Here is a 19,244-nt window from a genome sequence, read left to right on the forward strand (position 1 = left end):
GCCTACTGCGACAGTAATACTAAAGATTTCCGTAACGCAGGCGCAGGCGCTGACGCACTGTTTCCGCAATCGTGTTCACAAAGAAGGTAAACATGAACAACACAAATGCTGCCAAGAACAAAATTCGATAATGGGAGCTAGCGACTTCAGTCTCGCCAATTTCTACGGCGATATTCGCCGCGAGCGTGCGCATGCCTTCAAAGATATTTGCATCCATAATTGGTGTGTTGCCGGTGGCCATCAGTACGATCATGGTTTCACCTACCGCCCTACCCATACCAATCATCAGCGCCGAGAAAATACCGGGGCTTGCCGTTGGCATAACGACCCCGACTAAACTCTGCCACGGGGTCGCGCCCAGCGCCAAAGAGCCATAACTGAGGTGTTTTGGCACCGAAAATATCGCGTCTTCGGCAATCGAAAATATGGTCGGAATTACCGCAAAGCCCATGGCAATACCAACCACCAAGGCATTGCGCTGGTCGAAGGACACGCCCATATCACTGGTAAGCCAAGCGCGCATATCGCCGCCAAAAAACGCACGTTCCATTGGCGCGCCCAAAAGGACGCACGCGCTAACAATGCCAAGCACAACCGGCACAAGTAGCACTGGGTGCCAGCCGTCGGGGACTAGTCGTCGCAAACTTATCGGGACTTTTGACCAGCACCAAGCAAATAACAAAATTCCAAAGGGTAAAATCAAAAACATTGAAAATACCGCAGGCATATTTTTTTCAATAAATGGTGCCAGCCATAAACCGGCAAGAAAACCGAGAATTACAGTAGGTAACGCCTCCATTAACTCGATAAGGGGTTTTACTTTTCTACGCAGTGCCGGGGCCATAAAATAAGCGGTGTAAATCGCGCCACATATTGCCAAGGGCGCAGCGATAAGCATGGCGTAAAAAGCAGCTTTAAGCGTGCCGAAAGCCAATGGCGCAAAGCTGTATTTAGGTTCGAAATCATTGGTGGACGCCGAAGACTGCCAAACATAATCCGGCTCGGGATAGCTTTCGTACCACACTTTACTCCACAGCGCTGACCACGACAGTTCGGGGTGTTCATTGTGAAGTTTATAGCTGTAGCGAGTTCCACTCTCATTCTCGATCAAGAGCATATCTGCCCGCGGCGAAATGGCGATAGCGCTGATTCGCCCCACGTCTAAATCGGCATTGAGCAGACGGCGGTGCGAGGTCGTGTAAAATAAATCCAAATGACCTTCTTTACTAACGCTGACAAAGCCCTTGCGACGATGCTCAGTAACCAAGGTGGCACCACTGCCTTTGGGCACCTCAAATTTCCTTACCGCTTGTAAGCGGTAGCCCGATTCTCGTTCGCTGTCGCGCACCACAAACCACTGGCCCACTTCGCCGTGGTCACTGGCGGTCAGCAGCGATATTCCGCCGAGCAAGAAGCGCGCTTCGTTTAGTTTGCCGCTGTCAAAAAGGTAGCCGCGATCAGCGACATTCACGCGACGTAAGTCGATGAGTCGATAACCGCCATCGTTGCTCATGACGTAAAGCCATTGTTGATCTGGCCCAACGAGCACTCGATCAGCACTCATATCTAATACTGGCAGATCAACCGACTCTTCAACTAAAGTCACTTCTTCGCTAAGAAAATCTTCTTCTTTTACCCAGCGGCGCCCAATAAGCTTGCCATTACTCACCGCCACTAGCAGCAGCTCGTCGTCACTATCGCTAATTGCCAGTTGATCTATAGGACCCTCTTCACTCAGCAACAAACTTTGCTCGCCATAGGGGAAACGTAATTCCGGACTAATTAGGCGTTTATCGTTCGGGAAGCTGGTGCGGTAATCATGCTTGGCTATAACCACTCGGCCATTGCTTAAGCCAAGTGCAAATATCCGGCTTACCTCAGAGTCTAAGGCGAAGCTGCTTATCTCGGCGCCATTCAGCGGAATAGCTTTGCTGAGCAGTAATTTGCCGTCGTTGGTTTGGAAAAAGTCTGCCCGACCTGAACCGTCTAAGCTAAAACCCACTTCCGCCTGCTCTTCCATTGCCAAATACAGGCTGGGAGCTTGGCTATTAGCAGAAAACTCATTGCCGTCCTCCAGTGAGGCCGACTCAAATAGCGGCATAATCTCAAAGAGAAGATAGAAAAAGATCAGCAGTATCGCAAAGAGTACGCTTATACCACCCGCGGTGATCGTAGCCGTTGCCATACCATCTTTGACTTTACGCCACTGACGATAAGCGGAAGCGGTAGCTCGAACCTCAGACTGACTCATGTATTTCGCTCTCTATAAACCTGCGCATACAATATGACAAATTTATTACATTAATATGACAGACGGTCTTTCTACAAAAAAAATGCCGCGAATCCATTCTGCGGCATTTGCATCACCAGTAAAAACTGGCGTTATAGCTCGAGCTTGGCTTTAATTTTCGCTACAACGCTGGCGGGTAATGGGATATAACCGTCCTTAACCACTACTTCCTGACCTTGCTTAGACAAAACCAACTTTATGAACTCACGCTCCAGCGGCGCTAGCGGCTTGTTCGGCGCCTTATTCACGTAAACGTAGAGGAAACGAGACAAGGGATAGCTGCCTTTAGTCGCATTTTCAGCGTTAGCGTCTACAAAACTGCTCTTTTCATCTTTGGCCAGCGGTACGGCGCGAACACTGGAGGTTTTGTAACCAATCCCAGAATAACCAATACCGTTAATAGACGTCGAAACCGACTGCACAACCGACGCAGAGCCAGGCTGCTCGTTCACGCCATTTTTAAAATCACCTTTACACAGCGCTTCTTCTTTAAAGTACCCGTAGGTACCCGACACAGAGTTACGGCCAAACATTTGGATATCGCGCGATTTCCAGCCGCCAGTCATGCCTAGTCCACCCCAGGTGTTCACATTCGCGCTATGACCGCACTTGTGGGTACTGGAGAATACCGCATCGACCTGCGCCATGGTCATGCCAGCAATCGGGTTATCCTTGTGAACAAAAACAGCTAAGGCGTCGATTGCGACAGGAACTGCGGTGGGCTTATAGCCAAACTTGGTTTCAAAGGACTCAAGTTCTTTGTCCTTCATTTTACGGCTCATGGGGCCGATATTCGAGGTGCCTTCAGTTAAAGCCGGTGGCGCCGTAGATGAACCTGCGGCTTGGATTTGGATATTAATATTGGGGTAGTTACGTTTGAAGTCTTCGCCCCACAAGGTCATTAAATTGGCTAGGGTATCTGAGCCGACGCTGGACAAATTACCTGACACACCAGACACGGTGACGTAGTCTGGCAAAGCGCTGTCCACGCGGGTATCAGCAACTGCGCCCACTGCAGACGCGGCCACAACTGCACTTGCTACTAAATATTTAATCTTCACTTCGACACTCCTAAACCAATGTAAGCTACTTCAGTGAAGCTACTTTATAGTCGAATTATGACAACTTTGTGACAGAGACTGTAATAATTGCGCTCAGTTTAGCTGCTTCGCCTTAACAGGCACCGCCACCGACTTAGGAAAAACACAGGTAAAGACACTGCCTTTACCGGGCACACTGCGAATTCGCAATTCAGCTCGGTGACGAATCAGCACATGCTTAACTATTGCCAAACCAAGGCCAGTGCCCCCTGTATCAAGGGATCGGCTCTGATCGACGCGGTAAAATCGTTCGGTTAATCGAGGAATGTATTGGGGCTCGATGCCGATACCGGTGTCTTCCACTTCAAAATAGGCGTGGTAATCATCCTGATACCAGCGCAGGATGATTCGATCATTCTCCTTAGTGTAGCGCGCCGCATTGACCGCTAAATTTGAAAATGCACTGCGCAATTCATTTGGATTGCCATTAATTGCAATATTATCGTCACATTCAATTTCAATACGCCGGGCACTCTTGGCCGCCGTGCCGCTCTCTTCGCGAATCATTTCCATCAAGGGACGCAGCTGAATGACACTCTCGTCGGCCAATTTCGGTACCGACTCCAAACGCGACAGCATCATCAGGTCATGAATCAATAGATTCATGCGCCGAGATTGCTGCAGCATTTGATCCACAGCTCTGTCCCAGCGGGGATTTGCACCGCCATGCTCAGAAAACGTCTCTAGGTACCCGTTAATAACCGTGAGTGGCGTGCGCAACTCATGGGAGACATTAGCAACGAAATCCTTGCGCATTTGTTCTAAGCGGTGGGTTCGGGTGACATCGCGGGCAAACAAAAGACGATTGCGCTTACCAAAGAAGCTGACGCTAATACTCAAATTAATGAGGCCATTGACTGGCGACACCATTTCCAGCGGGGCTTGATAGCGCTCAGCCTCGAAATAGCGGAGAAACGCCGGACTGCGCAGCAAATTAACCAGCTGACGGCCTTTATCACCCTCTTCTCTTAAACCCAATAAATCGTGGGCAGAGGCATTACACCACTCGATATTGCCGTAGGGATCAAGCATGACTACCGCGTCCGACATCGAGGCAAACGAAGCGTGCAAATAATCAATCATTGCCTGCAAGCGGTCACTGTCCTGCGACGATTCCCGCTGCATATCGTAGATTACATCAAAAACTTGACCCCACATCCCTGCAGCCTCTGGTGGATCTGACTTCGCGCCGCTATACAGCCAGTCAGACAACCGCTGTAAATGCCGCAACAGCCACGCGCATGCCAACAACGCCGCCGCCAATAGCGGCAATAGCCCAAGATCGAATAACGCGCAGCCTGCCGCAACCACTAGGAGTGGTATGCCGACCCGCAATAATTCTGCCTTCCAACTGTAATACCGCATTATTTTGCGCTATGCGCAGACACCTGTTGTCGAAAACCGGTAACCGGTTCCACGAACTGTTTGAATTAAAAGGCCGCAGTCTCTTAGCTCAGTTTGCAATGCTTTGCGAAGGCGACGAATATGGACATCGACCGTACGCTCTTCAACGTAAACATTGGTGCCCCATACCTGATCAAGAAGCTGGCCGCGACTATACGCTCGCTCCTGATGAGTCATAAAGAATTTTAATAATTTAAATTCGGTGGGCCCCATATCTAATGGAGTTGCATCAACAAATACTCGGTGGCTACTGGGGTCTAATTTCAGCCCCGCGACTTCGATACTTTCTTCCTCGTCACGATTTGTCGATCGACGCATAATGGCTTTAATGCGCGCCATCAGCTCACGAGACGAAAAAGGCTTGGTGATATAGTCATCGGCACCGACATCAAGACCTTGCACCCGATTGTCTTCATCATCTTTGGCGGTCAACATAATCACCAGCAAATCCCTGGTCAGTTCATCCCGGCGTAGGCGCCGCAACAATTCCAAACCACTAGTGACCGGCATCATCCAGTCCAGCAGCACAAGATCAGGGCGCTGATCAACAATTATACCGTGGGCATCCTGGGCATTGCTTGCCTCCAGACATTCATAACCCGCCAATTCAAGACCCACCCGTATCATTTCACGGATTGCGGTTTCATCGTCGACAATCAATATGGTGGCTGACGTCATTCCATTAACCTTTTTTTGTAAAATTCGTAGGCTGCATTAAAACCATTTTAAGTGACAATTTTATGACAGTTTAAATTTCACTTGATTAATCAAACACTACGGTCTTGTTCCCATGCACCAAAACGCGATCTTCCAAGTGGTTGCGCAGCGCTCTCGCCAACACCGATTTTTCGACGTCCTTGCCGAGTCTAACAAGGTCATCTTTGCTATGCCGATGGGACACCCGAATTACGTCTTGTTCAATAATCGGACCTTCATCCAGCCGCTCAGTAACGTAGTGGCAAGTGGCACCGATTAACTTAACCCCCCTATCAAAAGCTTTCTGATAGGGGTTTGCGCCGATAAATGAGGGCAGGAAGCTATGGTGTATGTTAATCATTCGCCCTGCATAAGCTTGGCAAAACTCGGGCTGAATAATTTGCATATAGCGCGCTAACACCACGCAATCTGCCTCATAGCTCTGGGCCAGCGCCATAATCTTGGCGTGTGCGGGTGCTTTGTTGTTTGGGTCAATGGCGACAAACTCAAAGGGAATACCATGCCACTCCACCATGCTACGCAGGTTTTCGTGGTTAGAAATAACACAGGGTATATCGCAGTCTAATTCGCCACTGTGCCAACGGTGCAATATATCAGCCAGACAGTGGGAGGCGTGACTCGCCAGTATTACAACCTTGCGCTTAACAGCAGAATCGACCAGCGCCCAGTGCATGCCATATTCAGCCGCTAATGGCGCAAAGGCCTCGCGACAGGCCTGAGCGCTAACTTTTAAGGATTCCGCGCGAATCTCATTGCGCATAAAAAACCAGTTACTTTCTGCATCTGCGTGATAATTCGCCTCGGTAAGCCAACCGCCGTGCTCCGCGACAAATTGGCTAACCCGCGCAACAATGCCCACGCGGTCGGGACAGCTAATCACTAAACGATAAGTATGATCCATGTAAAACACTCAATCCTAAATTAGGCTTTATTCAATATGCCACGCAATGCCTGAGGCAAATCAGCCGGTAAAACAACCGTTTTTGCGTTATTAGACGAAGACAGGCGCAATAGGGCCTCGGTGTATTTTTCGCCCAATAAATACAATACCGGCAACTCTTCATTACCCACTGCCTCAGAAATCAAAGTAATTGCGGCGCCACTGGCCTTAGCCAATACAACCTGCGCCTGGGCATCACGGCGCGACGCCTCCAAGCGGCCATCTGCCTCTAGAATAGCTGCTTGCTTCTCTCCCTCAGCCTTGGTCACTGCGGCGCGACGTTGACGCTCTGCCGCCGCCTGCTCTTCCATCGCTGCCTGCATCGTCGGTGAGGGATTGATATCCTGAATCTCGACGGTTTTCAGGGTTATCCCCCAGTCTGCAATATCCTCTGAAATCGCCGCTTTCAATTTCGCTTTGATCTGATCTCGCGATGACAGTGCAGAATCCAGCGCCATTTCGCCGACAATAGAACGCAATGCAGTCTGTACCAAGTTTTGAATCGCAAAGGTGTAGTTTTCAACCCCATACACTGCTTTTTCTGGGGCAACAATATTAATATAAGCAACCGCATTGGCAATGATCACCGCATTATCTTCGGTAATAACTTCCTGCGAGGGAATATCGAGCACGATATCCTTGGTCGTTAATTTATAAGCCACGTCATCGATATAGGGAATAATGAAGTTCAATCCCGGATTCAAGGTTACATGGTATTTACCCAAGCGCTGCACAATATGTTTATAGCCTTGCGGTACCGTGCGCACCCCCTTCATAAGCGTGACAATAACCAAAATTGCCAATGCTATTACTACTGCCAAGCCATCCATCGCAATACTCCTTGTTCTCTGATTCAGTTGGTCTTGTATGTTACGCCGCGCCGCGCTGAGACCGGACAATAAGCGTGTTCCCCGATATGTCCTCCACAACTAATCTGTCGCCAACGGCAACGTGTTCTCGGCATATAAACTGCCACTCATCGCTGCCCAGCACCGGTATAGAAAAACGTATGGTGCCTTGCTCTATTTCCGGGCCAAGCCGAATAACCATGCCCTCCTGCCCTATCACTTGCTCTCGGGACATACCCGACAAAGTCTTATTCTTCATTTTGGGGTGAATAAATTTAAACCACACCACTAAATCGAGCACCGACAAGCTCAGCCAAAATAACATTTGCACGACCAAGCTCAGGTCGACCACCAACAATATCAAGCCGACCGCAATGGCGCTGGCGCCAAACCAAATCATGACAAAAATAGGAACAAATAACTCAGTCGCAACCAACAAAAGACCCAAAACCATCCAGTGCCAGTAGGCAATATTTGCGTCTAACCATTCCATTTTTAACCTCATTCCGTAGCGAGTCGCGTTTGAGACACTCATTTATCCCTTATTTACCTAAAAATTCAAGCACTTAGTAAAGCTATTTATATTTAGCCGCGACAGCTTAACATCCAGCAAGTGTCGCCGTTTTCACGTATAATGCTCGTTTATTCGGATTCCTGCGCTACCTCTATGTCTTCAGCAATACAAACTCCAAAACTCATCTTTAGTCACCGCCCCTACTGGGCCGAGTGTTTCGGTACCGCATCCTATTTGCCCACCTCTCGCGAGGAAATGGACGCATTGGGCTGGGATAGCTGCGACATCATCATTGTGACCGGTGACGCCTATGTCGACCACCCCAGTTTTGGCATGGCGGTTATCGGCAGAGTACTGGAAGCCCAAGGCTTTCGCGTGGGCATCATTGCCCAGCCCGACTGGCAATCCGCCGAACCCTTTAAAGCCCTAGGGCAACCCAATCTGTTTTTTGGGGTGGCGTCTGGCAATATGGACTCCATGATTAACCGTTACACCGCCGACCGTCGCCTTCGCCATGATGACGCCTACACGCCGGGCAACGAAGGTGGTAAGCGTCCAGATCGCGCGGTGATTGTCTATTCCCAGCGCTGCAGAGAAGCCTACAAAGACACGCCAATTATTATTGGCTCGATTGAAGCCAGTTTGCGCCGAATCGCCCACTACGACTATTGGAGCGACAAGGTTAGACGTTCGGTACTACTCGATTCCAGAGCCGATTTACTGCTCTATGGCAACGCCGAACGTGCAATTATTGACGTGGCACACCGTCTTGGCCGTGGCGACAGCATTGACAGTATTCGCGATCTGCGCGGCACTGCTTTTGTTACCCGCGATGTGCCCAGCGGCTGGACAGTCATTGACTCCTCCAGTGTTGACCAGCTCGGCAAGGTCGATCCGATCACCAGCCCTTACGTTGACACCAGTGCCACCGAGAGCTGTAAAAAGAACGAAGAAAATCCCGACGCAGAGGCCGCAGTTGAAGCGGTGCAGGCGGTAAGAATTATCGATCCCCTGCAAGCCCGTAAAGCAGGTACTGACGCTGCCAAAACCGTCATCCGCCTGCCTGATTACGAGGTCGTTAAAAACGACCCCGTAAATTATGCGCACGCCGCCCGGGTGTTGCATTTGGAAACCAATCCAGGCAACGCCAGAGCTTTGATTCAACGTCACGGCGACCAGGAAGTATGGTTGAACCCACCACCAATTCCATTGAGCACTGAAGAGCTCGACTGGGTCTTTGAGCGTCCGTTCCAGCGCAAGCCTCATCCAATTTATGGCGAGGCCAAGATCCCTGCCTACGAGATGATCCGCTTCTCAGTAAACATCATGCGCGGCTGCTTTGGCGGCTGTAGTTTCTGCTCGATCACTGAGCACGAGGGACGGATCATTCAAAGCCGCTCTCACGAATCTATCGTCAAAGAAGTAGAAAAAATCAGGGATATGACCCCAGAATTCACCGGCGTCATTTCTGATTTAGGCGGTCCCACCGCCAATATGTGGCGCCTAAATTGCAAAAGCACCGAAATCGAAAGCCGCTGTCGCCGCCTGTCCTGCGTTTACCCCAGCATTTGTAAAAGCCTGAATACGGATCAAACGCCACTGATTGATTTGTACCGCGACGTGCGGGAGCTGAAAGGCGTCAAAAAAGTCTTAATCGCCTCGGGTCTGCGTTATGATCTCGCGATTGAAACCCCAGAATATGTCAAAGAATTAGTGACCCACCACGTTGGTGGCTATTTAAAAATTGCTCCAGAACACTCCGAAGAGGGTCCGCTATCGAAGATGATGAAGCCGGACATGAGCAGCTACAACAAATTCAAAGCCATGTTTGATAAATATTCCAAACTGGCAGGTAAAGAGCAGTATTTAATTCCCTACTTTATCGCCGCCCACCCCGGCACCAGTGATAAAGACATGATGAATTTAGCCATGTGGCTAAAGGGTAATAGCTTTCGCGCCGACCAGGTGCAAGCTTTTTACCCCTCGCCAATGGCCAATGCCACCGCAATGTATTACTCCGGCAAAAACCCGCTTAAGAAAGTTTCGCGGACCAGTGAAGACGTGGTGAGTGCCAAGGGCCTGAAACAGCGTCGATTACACAAAGCGTTACTGCGCTACCACGACCCTGAAGGCTGGCCCTCTATACGTGAGGCACTGCTGTCGATGGGCCGTAAAGACCTGATTGGCTATGGTAAAAAGCATTTAGTACCGCCACGCCAGCCAGTAAACTGGACACCCAAGCATGGCAAGGGTCGCCGAATATTGACGCAACACACGGGCCTGCCACCACGGAAAACGAAATAAAATTTCATTTTCCGTGGACTAAAGCTCTTCCAAAGCGACTTTTTTCTATGTATATAATAATCATGCTGGCTACGGATGCAGCTTGGTTTTATGTATAAGCACCACGAAGTCGTTTTAAGTACCTCGTTCTGTTTCATAAGTCCCTGCCTATCTCAGCTCAAGCACCATAAAAGGCATTTATTAACACAACGAGGCACATGTTATGTCCAGAAGCACCGGAAAAGTAAAATGGTTTAATGAAACAAAGGGCTTTGGCTTTATTGAGCAAGATTCTGGCCCAGATGTTTTTGTTCACTTCAGCGCTATCGGCGGCACCGGTTTCAAAACCCTAGCCGAAGGTCAAGCCGTAGAGTTTGATGTACAGACTGGCCAAAAAGGGCCGCAAGCGGCTAACGTTATTGCGCTTTAAAGCAATATTCAGCAAAAAAGCCCGCAGTGAATTATCACTGCGGGCTTTTTTGTTTCAGCCTTGTTCCCACTCTCAGCGGGTAATATACCAACAGTAGTGGATTGGTTTACCGCCACGCGAAAAGTCTTCGTCGAGGGACCATCGCGTTCGATCTTCCATTTTATAACGACTAGATAAGTCCTGATCTAAAATAAAATCGCGCTTATTGGTAGAGAATATTAACAAGCCCTCTGGTGCCAACAGCGCCATTGCATCGTTAATTAATTCGCTGTGATCGCGCTGAATATCTAAGACGTCATCCATACGTTTAGAGTTTGAGAACGTCGGCGGATCCAATAAGATAAGGTCGTACTGATCTTTACAGTCTTTCATCCAACGCCGACAATCACCGTGCTCTGTGCGATGGCGGGATTCACTCAAACCATTTAGCGACAAATTGCGTCGCGCCCACTGTAAATAGGTGTGAGACATGTCCACCGAGGTGGTGACCTTGGCGCCACCGATACCCGCCTGCACCGAGGCAACGGCCGTATAACTAAACAAGTTTAAAAAGCGTTTATTCTTCGCTCTTGCCGCAATATCAAGACGCACCGGGCGATGATCCAAAAACAAACCGGTGTCTAAATAATCATGCAGATTAACCAAAACCTTAGCCTGGCCTTCTTTAAGTTCCATTACCGTATTGCGCGGTGCTTGACGCTGGTATTGATCTTTACCGCGCTGACGACGACGCTCCTTAACCGCAATATTATTGGCCGAAACATTAAACACCTGGCTAACCGCCTCAATGACTTCGCGCAAACGACGCTCAGCATCTTCCTCCGGCACCGAGATTGGCGCCATGTATTCGGCAATATGTACCGCGCTGCCATAACAATCGACTGCTACGGCGTATTCGGGCATATCTGCGTCATAAACACGAAAGCACTCGATGCCGTTTTTAGCTCGCCATTTCGACAGACGCTTTAAGTTTTTACGCAGACGATTGGCAAACATTTGTCCGCCCGAGGTGAGCTGAAGCGTTTCTGCAGGGCTCTCTTGCTGAACATCAGGACGGCGCTCTCGCACTTGCGCCTCTGGCCCAATATTAAACAGCAACAACTTGGCGGGGATGGTGCCGTTGAGCAATTGATATTGCTTGTAACTGCGAATCCCCATGCGCTTGCCCAAATCGGCATTGCCTGTAAAGACCGCGCCTTGCCAACCGCCAAAGTGCGCGAGCATCGACTGCCCTAAATGACGATACAAATGCAGCAACTCCGCCTGCTCACCCAAGCGCTCGCCATACGGTGGATTCGTAATTAATAGGCCGTGGTCCAACTCGCGGTGTGTTGGCTTAGCCAACTGAGCAAGCTCCCGCCGAGAGACTTTAATAAAACGCTCCAACCCCGCGTTTTCAATATTCTCTTGTGCTTGAGCAACAATTTTACCATTGGCATCGTAGCCGCGGATTTCTGGCCACTCCCGCGTTAAGGCTAAGCTGCGGTGAGCCTCAGCCTGCTCAACAACCCCCTCCCACAGCGCCTGATCATGGTCGAGCCAGCCGCGAAAGCCCCAGCGCTGGCGCAGCAGACCCGGCGCAATATTCATGGCCATCATTGCGCCTTCAATAAGCAAGGTACCGGAGCCACACATGGGATCAATTAACGCCCCTGCGCGACTCGCAATACCTGGCCAATCGGCTCGAAGCAACAGCGCCGCCGCCAAGTTTTCCTTGAGCGGCGCCATCGCGCCACTGGAACGGTAACCGCGACGGTGCAAGCTTTCACCAGACAGGTCGATACAAGCGGTGATTTGGCCCCGGTTTAAGCGAATATTAATGCGAATATCTGGCGCATTTTTATCAACACTTGGTCGCGCCTCGCCTCGGGCCAGAAAATAATCGACAACCGCGTCCTTACTTTTTAAGGCGCCAAAATGGCTGTTGCGAATTTCATCCGTCTGGCCATTAAAGTCGACGCTAATACTATTACTGGCCAGCATGTGATCCTGCCAATCGATAGCAGACAATCCTTGATAGAGATCATCGGCACTTTCACCGCGAAATTCCGACAGTATCAACAGAACGCGGTTGGCCAACCGCGACCACAAACACAGGCGATACATCGCCGCGAGATCGGCGTTAAAAATCATCGCGCCGACGGTTTCCCGCAATGGCTCACCACCTAAGCTGGCGATTTCTGCCGCAAGCAACTGCTCCAGACCTTTAGGACAGGTGGCGATAAAAGAACGCTTTTGACTCATAAAACCTCTGGAGAGAACTAGTAGTAAATTTAAATTCTTTTACAAACAATAGCATACCGTCTTATACGACCTGCTTCTAAAAGACTATATACATATAAGTAATAGGTCTTCGACGAGCACCATGAAAGTTTGATTACATGGGGTTCCCACCGCGATAAGTCTCGCGATGGTGCCAGAAAACTGGGTTAGGCGCACTGACGATAACCCAGAGCGACATGTTGACTATAATGCTGGAGGCGTATGCCCAATGAGAAGACAGAAACGCGACATGACCGAAAGAGCTTACCAACGCGGCTATCAGGCCGGTATAGCTGGAAGACAAAAAGACAACTGCCCACATAATCAAGACCAACTCAGACAGGAATGGCTAACCGGCTGGCGAGAAGGCCGAACCGACCACTGGGATGGCATCGACACCGCTACCGCGCTTGAAAAACAAGCAATCCACTGACTCCATGACAAACCTTTGACCATCACCATTCAAAAGGCCCTTGCGGGCCTTTTTTGTGCCTGTCTAACGCGATTTCCGACCCCGCCCGCCCTCTGGGGCGCTTAACGGTGCGGGCATATCTGCCATTTGGTATACCGTGGCTATTTCAGGGTCGCTCAATTCAGTCCATTGCCCGACCTTGACCTTAGAGGGTATGAAAACCGAACCATAGCGGACACGCTTTAAGCGGTTCACCTGTAAACCTTGAGACTCCCACAAGCGGCGAACTTCCCGGTTTCGACCCTCCATAATCACCACGTAATACCAGTGATTAAAGCCTTCTCCACCGCCGTCAGCGATGTCGGCAAACTTCGCTAAACCGTCCTCTAACTGCACGCCATCGCGCAATTGCTGCATCATCGCGGGGGTTGCGCTGCCCATGACTCGGCATAAATATTCCCGCTCAATGGTCGTTGAAGGGTGCATCAGTTTATTTGCTAGATCGCCATCGGTCGTAAATAACAGCAAGCCAGTCGTATTAAAATCCAGTCTACCAACCGAAATCCAACGCTCTCCTTGGAGACGAGGAAGACGATCAAATACCGAGCGCCGCCCCTCAGGGTCTTTACGGCTGCAGATTTCGCCCTCGGGCTTGTTATAGAGCAGTATCCGGGGCTTAGCAGCAGCGCCTTCAATACGCAGCGGTTTACCGTCAAGTTGAATCTTGACACCCACGGCGACCCGATCACCCAAGCCCGCCACCCGGCCGTCGACGGTCACTCGACCTTCGCTGATGACTTTTTCCATTTCCCGGCGCGAGCCTAAACCAGCACGGGCCAGAACTTTTTGTAGCTTTTCATCAGTTGGTATCATTAAAGAAGGGTCTCGGGTGGGAAATTTGGGTCACGGTTATCTTCGTCTTCATCATCGCCATTTTCGGCAACGGTGAGCTTGAGTTCGATACTGTCGTCAGCATCGTCATTCAAGGCTAAATCACTGCTTTCGTTATCACCATGTTCATCGCTGGCTTCTGCTTCCGACTCAGTATTATCTGGGGTGGGACTAAACTCGCCAGTGTCAAGATCCAGCTCACCATTTAGGGTGTCTAAATCGGCAATGTCGGCGAGGCTGGGCAATTCATCTAAATTGCGCAAATTAAAATAATCTAAAAATTTTCTGGTTGTGGCATACATTGCAGGGCGCCCCGGCACGTCTTTATGGCCAACGACCCGAACCCACTCCCGCTCGAGCATGGTTTTAATGATTTGCGAGCTCACTGCCACACCGCGAATATCTTCTATATCGCCACGGGTGATTGGCTGGCGATAAGCAATCAAGGCCAATGTTTCAAGCATCGCCCGCGAATAACGCTGTGGCTTTTCCTCCCAGAGGCGGCCAACCCAGGGCGCAAGGTCTTCACAGACTTGCATGCGGTAGCCGCTGGCAACCACTTTGAGCTCAAAGCCTCGACCATCGCATTCTTCGGCAATTGTTTTCAAGGTGTCCAAAATATCAGGCGTGGTTGGCCTGTCCTCGGGGTCAAAAAGCTCGCTGAGCTGCTGCACCGAGAGTGGGCGACCAACCGCCATAAGCGCGGCTTCTAAAATACGTTTTAATTGTTGTTGCTCGAGCATTAGATCACTTTCGCTTTCACGTGAATGGGGCCAAAAGCTTCGGATTGCACTATTTCAACCAGCGACTCTTTAATCAATTCCATAATCGCCAGAAAAGTCACCACCACGCCCAAACGCCCCTCTTCCGCCTTAAACAGACTGACAAAAGGTACAAAACTGTCGGAACGCAGTGCGGCAAGCACTTCTGACATACGCTCGCGGGTAGATAATTTTTCGCGTTGCACTTGGTGGCTTTCAAATAAATCAGCGCGGCGAAGCACGTCGCCAAGTACCAGCATCAGCTCTTTAAGGTCGACATCGGGCTCTGCCCGGCGTTTTTCCGCAGCGGGGGGATCAATGAGCGCAATATAATTATCCCGGCCAATACGAGGAAGTTGATCAATACTTTCGGCAGCTTGCTTAAAACGCTCATATTCTTGGAGACGCCGAATTAGCTGCGCGCGCGGGTCTTCCTCATCGTCAAGGGCTTCCGCTGAACGAGGTAATAACATCCGCGATTTTATTTCAGCGAGCATCGCTGCCATCAACAGATATTCCGAGGCCAACTCAAACTGCATGGCGCTCATCATATTCACGTATTGCATATACTGTTCAGTAATTTGCGCAACGTTGATCTCTAAGATGTCCAGATTCTGACGTTTTATCAGGTAAAGAAGGAGATCCAGCGGGCCTTCAAAGGCCTCGAGAAAAACCTCAAGCGCTTCAGGCGGGATATATAAATCTTTGGGGATTTCAGTAAGCGCTTTGCCCTGCACTACGGCAAAAGGCATTTCCCCTTGTTGGGGCTGCTGGCGAATGGCTTTTAAGCTAATAATTTCCAGAGGGGCAATCGGTGGCTCCACAACCGGCTCCAAACGCCCAGCGCGGAGTTCTGCCGCCAATGAGGCATCATCTGCTGCGCTTTGCACAACCGCGTCGGGCTGCTGTTCTGTCTGCTCGTCTTGCACTGTTACTGAGATCTCACGATATCATCCACCAAGGGCGCGATTATACGTGGATCTGGCCGCCGGTCACAGTGAATCCTCGAATTGACTGACATCACCGAGGCCTCTGCGTATTATTACCGGAACTTCGTCCACCAAATCAATGACTGAGGTTGCTTCCATACCGCAATAGCCCCCATCAATCACCAAATCGACCAAGCCACCGATCGTATCGCGAATATCATAGGGGTCGGTCATCGGAAGTTCTTCACCAGGCAATATCAAGCTCACACTCATCAGTGGCTCACCAAGCTCCGCCAGCAAATCCAAACAAATTTGATTAGCGGGCACGCGCAAGCCCACACTTTTACGCTTGGGCTGTAGCAAGCGCTTCGGCACCTCTGGGGTAGCCCGCAAGATAAAAGTGTACGGCCCCGGAATGTGCGCTTTTAATAGACGAAATGCAGAATTATCAACCTTCGCATAGGTGCCCAGTTCAGAGAGATCACTGCACATCAGGGTAAAATTATGTTTGTCGTCGAGACGACGAATAGCCCGCACTCGCTCCAGGGCGTTTTTATCTCCCAAATGGCAACCCAAGGCATAGGCAGAATCAGTTGGGTAAGCCACCACCCCGCCGCCGCGAATAATATCGGCGGCCTGCTTTATCAATCTGGCTTGTGGATTTTCGGGGTGTATCTGAAAAAATTGGCTCACTGCAGCCTCCAATAATTATGTTCCAATCGATCTATTGCGTACACCAGCGATCCCAAACGGCCTTGCAAGGCGCAATGATTTTCGCGTCGCAACCCAATTCAGACCAGCTGCTTGGGTGATGAAAATCACTACCGGCAGAGGCTTCCAGCTCAAACTGCTGACAAAGCTGCCTAAGATACGCCAAGTCCTGATTAGAAGGCTTGCCGTTGCACACTTCCAAGCCCTCGCCACCCACTTCTTTAAATTCAGCCAGCATGCGCCGCAACTTCGCATTCGTCATTTTATATTGCAGCGGATGCGCCATAACCGCGACGCCACCAGCATCACGAATCCAACTAACGACTTCGCCCAAATCGGGCCACACAGCCTTTATATCACCTAATTTACCGGAGCCAAGGTACTTATCAAAGGCCGCCGCCATTGAGCTGACATGCCCCTCGGCCACCAAAAATCGAGCAAAATCCGGACGACCAATTGCTCGCCCGGCCGCCAGCTCTGCGGCAGCTTCATAACTGCCGACAAAACCCAGTTTATCCAAGCGCTGGCCGATAAGCTGGGCGCGCGAATCTCGTGCGCTGCGCTGCCCCTCTAGCTCACTGACAAACGCGGGGGCCATAGTATCAATGCCCAAACCGAGTACATGGATATTCACGCCGGACCACGTGCAAGACAACTCTATTCCGGCCAGCAACTGCATTCCAGCACCGGCCTCATCCTTAAGCGCAGCAAAACCGGCAACGGTGTCATGATCGGTGATCGCCAATAATTGCACACCCCGCTCACGAGCACGCTGAACCAACTCCAAGGGCGAAAGTCCGCCGTCAGAAGCCGTCGTGTGGGTGTGTAAATCAACAATCAAAGCTAATCCCCTTGGAGGCTAGTGATGGATTTTGAAAATAGGTATAGTGGGCGGATTATCACTGGCCTGCCGCAGTGACGCAACAGCAGGTCGCGTTAATCAATCATTACCCGCTAAACAGCAAGCCCACATTAGGATCCAATATGCCGGAACAGGCGCCAAACAAACAACGTCACAGTGTCATCGTTAACCTGTTGTTCAATATCGTTATCCCCACCTTAATACTGACCAAACTCAGTAGCGATGTGTACCTTGGCCCACGCTATAGCATCGTAATTGCCCTGGCCTTCCCGCTTGGCTTCGGTTTTTACGACTTTGTAAAAACCCGCCGTGCCAATATGTTTGCAATTTTGGGCTTTATCAGTGTCTTGCTAACCGGTGGCATCAGTCTATTAGAGCTCGATGCAGGGTATATCGCCATCAAGGAAGCAAGCATCCCAGCGCTTATTGGCCTCGCGACGCTAATTTCACTTTATACCCCCTACCCGCTGATAAAAACCTTTATCTTTAATGATGAAATTATCGACACTGAAAAAGTCACCAACGCACTCAATCAAAACAATAGCGACGCGCTATTCCAAAAGGCATTGCAAACCGCAACCTATATGATTGCCTTTTCGTTTTTCTTGTCCGCCACCCTCAATTATGCGCTTGCCAAAATATTACTTATCAGCCCCCCTGGCAGTGCGGAATACAGCGCTGAACTCGGCAAAATGACTGGTCTAAGTTTTCCGGTTATCGCCCTGCCTTGCACAATAGTGATGTTGGGCGCGATGTTTTATCTGGTAAAGCGCATAGAAAAGCTCACATCGCTGAGCTTTGAAGAAATCTTCCGACTCAATTAAGGATCACCATGCTATACGCCGTAATCAGCGAAGATGTAAGCAATAGTTTAGCCAAACGTCTAGAGGCGCGCCCAGACCATATTGCTCGCTTGCAAGACTTAAAGAACCAAGGCCGCCTGATCATGGCCGGGCCGCACCCCGCCATCGACTCCGAAGATCCCGGCGAGGCGGGTTTTACTGGCAGCTTAATTATTGCCGAGTTCCCAAGCTTGGCCGATGCTCAGCATTGGGCAGATACAGACCCCTATATTGCAGCCGGCGTGTACGCCAAAGTAACCGTGAAACCCTATAAAAAGGTTTTGCCCTAAAAGTAAGAAAATTGAAGAAAGCCTCCAAGTGCTTTATTCTTTATTTTTTAATCGTTTATTGCAGCTTATTAACGTGGAAAATCCAGTGAAAAAATCGATTATTGTCGGCGCATCTTTTCTCCTACTGAGTGTCGGCAGCATGGCCTTCGCAGAAACTCGCTACATCAGCGACAAGATATACGTGCCATTGCGCGTCGGCGACAGCACCAAACACCGCATTATTCATCGCGGCCTGCCCAGTGGCGAAAAACTCGAATTACTCGAAACAAACGAAGACAGTGGCTACTCTCGCGTAAAGACGGATCGCGGCGTTGAAGGTTGGCTACCCAGCCACTACTTGGTCGAAAACCCCGTTGCTCGCACATTGCTAAACGCCGCAAAGCAACAAGTCACCGAACTGTCGAATTCCAATAAAGAGCTCCGCGAACAGCTTAAGAGCACCACCCAAACCAGCACTCAAACCAGCAACATCGTCAGCGAGCTTGAACAAGAAAACACCGCGCTCAATGAGGAGCTTGGCGAAGTCAAACGAATCTCAGCAAACGCGATCAAGCTAGACGAGGACAACAGACGCCTGCTGGAATCCAATCAAATGCTCGCCAGCGAAGTTGACGTATTAAAGACTGACAATGCGCGCCTACGAGAAAACAAAGAAAACGAATTTTTCTTGAACGGTGCTTTTGCCGTTTTAATTGGCGTTATGATCACCTTGATTATTCCAAAGATGATGCCAAAACGACGCTCTGATTGGAGTTAAA

The 19,244-nt window shown here is 50.1% G+C and carries 19 protein-coding genes; 6 read left to right on the forward strand and 13 right to left on the reverse strand.

What is annotated here, in order from left to right:
* Nucleotides 1-19: 19 nt before the first annotated feature.
* The 7 genes from AZF00_RS09945 to AZF00_RS09975 form a co-directional block, all read right to left on the reverse strand.
* Nucleotides 20-2,251 (reverse strand): ABC transporter permease subunit, encoded by a 2,232-nt coding sequence (locus tag AZF00_RS09945; RefSeq protein WP_008249866.1) that lies wholly within the window; start codon nucleotides 2,249-2,251, stop codon nucleotides 20-22.
* 131 nt (nucleotides 2,252-2,382) lie between these two features.
* Nucleotides 2,383-3,351, reverse strand: coding sequence for a PstS family phosphate ABC transporter substrate-binding protein (locus AZF00_RS09950; RefSeq protein ID WP_008249865.1), 969 nt, complete (start codon nucleotides 3,349-3,351; stop codon nucleotides 2,383-2,385).
* A 93-nt stretch (nucleotides 3,352-3,444) separates the two neighbouring features.
* Nucleotides 3,445-4,755: a phosphate regulon sensor histidine kinase PhoR gene (gene phoR / locus AZF00_RS09955; protein ID WP_008249858.1), complete on the reverse strand. Its 1,311-nt coding sequence runs from the start codon at nucleotides 4,753-4,755 to the stop codon at nucleotides 3,445-3,447.
* A 9-nt stretch (nucleotides 4,756-4,764) separates the two neighbouring features.
* A complete protein-coding gene (gene phoB, locus AZF00_RS09960; RefSeq protein WP_008249857.1) occupies nucleotides 4,765-5,472 on the reverse strand; it encodes a phosphate regulon transcriptional regulator PhoB in 708 nt (235 codons plus the stop codon).
* A gap of 85 nt (nucleotides 5,473-5,557) precedes the next feature.
* Entirely contained in the window at nucleotides 5,558-6,412 is an 855-nt protein-coding gene (gene purU / locus AZF00_RS09965) for a formyltetrahydrofolate deformylase (protein ID WP_008249856.1), read from the reverse strand.
* Nucleotides 6,413-6,432: 20 nt separating this feature from the next.
* Nucleotides 6,433-7,281, reverse strand: a complete 849-nt coding sequence (locus AZF00_RS09970; RefSeq protein ID WP_008249855.1) for an SPFH domain-containing protein — start codon at nucleotides 7,279-7,281, stop codon at nucleotides 6,433-6,435.
* Between the two features lie 40 nt (nucleotides 7,282-7,321).
* Entirely contained in the window at nucleotides 7,322-7,792 is a 471-nt protein-coding gene (locus AZF00_RS09975) for an NfeD family protein (RefSeq protein WP_008249854.1), read from the reverse strand.
* Between the two features lie 174 nt (nucleotides 7,793-7,966).
* On the opposite strand from AZF00_RS09975, the gene AZF00_RS09980 reads away from it, so the two are divergent.
* Both AZF00_RS09980 and AZF00_RS09985 read left to right on the forward strand, forming a co-directional pair.
* The gene (locus AZF00_RS09980; RefSeq protein WP_008249853.1) at nucleotides 7,967-10,117 is read left to right on the forward strand and encodes a YgiQ family radical SAM protein; all 2,151 of its coding nucleotides are present in this window, start codon (nucleotides 7,967-7,969) and stop codon (nucleotides 10,115-10,117) included.
* A gap of 202 nt (nucleotides 10,118-10,319) precedes the next feature.
* Nucleotides 10,320-10,526 (forward strand): cold-shock protein, encoded by a 207-nt coding sequence (locus AZF00_RS09985; protein WP_008249850.1) that lies wholly within the window; start codon nucleotides 10,320-10,322, stop codon nucleotides 10,524-10,526.
* A gap of 72 nt (nucleotides 10,527-10,598) precedes the next feature.
* Here AZF00_RS09985 and rlmKL read toward each other — a convergent pair whose 3' ends face one another.
* Complete coding sequence (gene rlmKL, locus AZF00_RS09990; RefSeq protein ID WP_008249847.1) at nucleotides 10,599-12,770, reverse strand: bifunctional 23S rRNA (guanine(2069)-N(7))-methyltransferase RlmK/23S rRNA (guanine(2445)-N(2))-methyltransferase RlmL; 2,172 nt, start codon at nucleotides 12,768-12,770, stop codon at nucleotides 10,599-10,601.
* Nucleotides 12,771-13,017: 247 nt separating this feature from the next.
* Between rlmKL and rmf the strand changes: the two genes are divergently transcribed.
* The gene (gene rmf / locus AZF00_RS09995; RefSeq protein ID WP_008249830.1) at nucleotides 13,018-13,221 is read left to right on the forward strand and encodes a ribosome modulation factor; all 204 of its coding nucleotides are present in this window, start codon (nucleotides 13,018-13,020) and stop codon (nucleotides 13,219-13,221) included.
* A gap of 63 nt (nucleotides 13,222-13,284) precedes the next feature.
* Here the strand turns inward: rmf and rluB are convergent, their stop codons facing one another.
* From rluB to AZF00_RS10020, 5 genes are all read right to left on the reverse strand, one after another.
* On the reverse strand, nucleotides 13,285-14,073 hold the full coding sequence (rluB, locus tag AZF00_RS10000) for a 23S rRNA pseudouridine(2605) synthase RluB (RefSeq protein ID WP_008249828.1): 789 nt from the start codon (nucleotides 14,071-14,073) through the stop codon (nucleotides 13,285-13,287).
* Nucleotides 14,073-14,834 (reverse strand): SMC-Scp complex subunit ScpB, encoded by a 762-nt coding sequence (gene scpB, locus AZF00_RS10005; protein ID WP_008249826.1) that lies wholly within the window; start codon nucleotides 14,832-14,834, stop codon nucleotides 14,073-14,075. The genes rluB and scpB overlap by 1 nt, the downstream gene beginning before the upstream one ends.
* Nucleotides 14,834-15,781, reverse strand: coding sequence for a segregation and condensation protein A (locus AZF00_RS10010; protein ID WP_008249824.1), 948 nt, complete (start codon nucleotides 15,779-15,781; stop codon nucleotides 14,834-14,836). The genes scpB and AZF00_RS10010 overlap by 1 nt, the downstream gene beginning before the upstream one ends.
* Before the next feature lie 63 nt (nucleotides 15,782-15,844).
* Complete coding sequence (locus AZF00_RS10015) at nucleotides 15,845-16,474, reverse strand: L-threonylcarbamoyladenylate synthase (protein WP_008249822.1); 630 nt, start codon at nucleotides 16,472-16,474, stop codon at nucleotides 15,845-15,847.
* A gap of 31 nt (nucleotides 16,475-16,505) precedes the next feature.
* Nucleotides 16,506-17,333, reverse strand: a complete 828-nt coding sequence (locus AZF00_RS10020) for a PHP domain-containing protein (protein WP_008249820.1) — start codon at nucleotides 17,331-17,333, stop codon at nucleotides 16,506-16,508.
* A 143-nt stretch (nucleotides 17,334-17,476) separates the two neighbouring features.
* Between AZF00_RS10020 and AZF00_RS10025 the strand changes: the two genes are divergently transcribed.
* The 3 genes from AZF00_RS10025 (at nucleotide 17,477) to AZF00_RS10035 (ending at nucleotide 19,243) form a co-directional block, all read left to right on the forward strand.
* On the forward strand, nucleotides 17,477-18,178 hold the full coding sequence (locus tag AZF00_RS10025; protein WP_008249818.1) for a VC0807 family protein: 702 nt from the start codon (nucleotides 17,477-17,479) through the stop codon (nucleotides 18,176-18,178).
* A gap of 8 nt (nucleotides 18,179-18,186) precedes the next feature.
* Complete coding sequence (locus AZF00_RS10030) at nucleotides 18,187-18,486, forward strand: YciI family protein (RefSeq protein WP_008249817.1); 300 nt, start codon at nucleotides 18,187-18,189, stop codon at nucleotides 18,484-18,486.
* An 85-nt stretch (nucleotides 18,487-18,571) separates the two neighbouring features.
* Nucleotides 18,572-19,243: a TIGR04211 family SH3 domain-containing protein gene (locus tag AZF00_RS10035; protein ID WP_143829388.1), complete on the forward strand. Its 672-nt coding sequence runs from the start codon at nucleotides 18,572-18,574 to the stop codon at nucleotides 19,241-19,243.
* The last annotated feature ends 1 nt before the right edge of the window (nucleotide 19,244 follow it).

The organism is Zhongshania aliphaticivorans (assembly GCF_001586255.1).
Classification (GTDB): Bacteria; Pseudomonadota; Gammaproteobacteria; order Pseudomonadales; family Spongiibacteraceae; genus Spongiibacter; species Spongiibacter aliphaticivorans.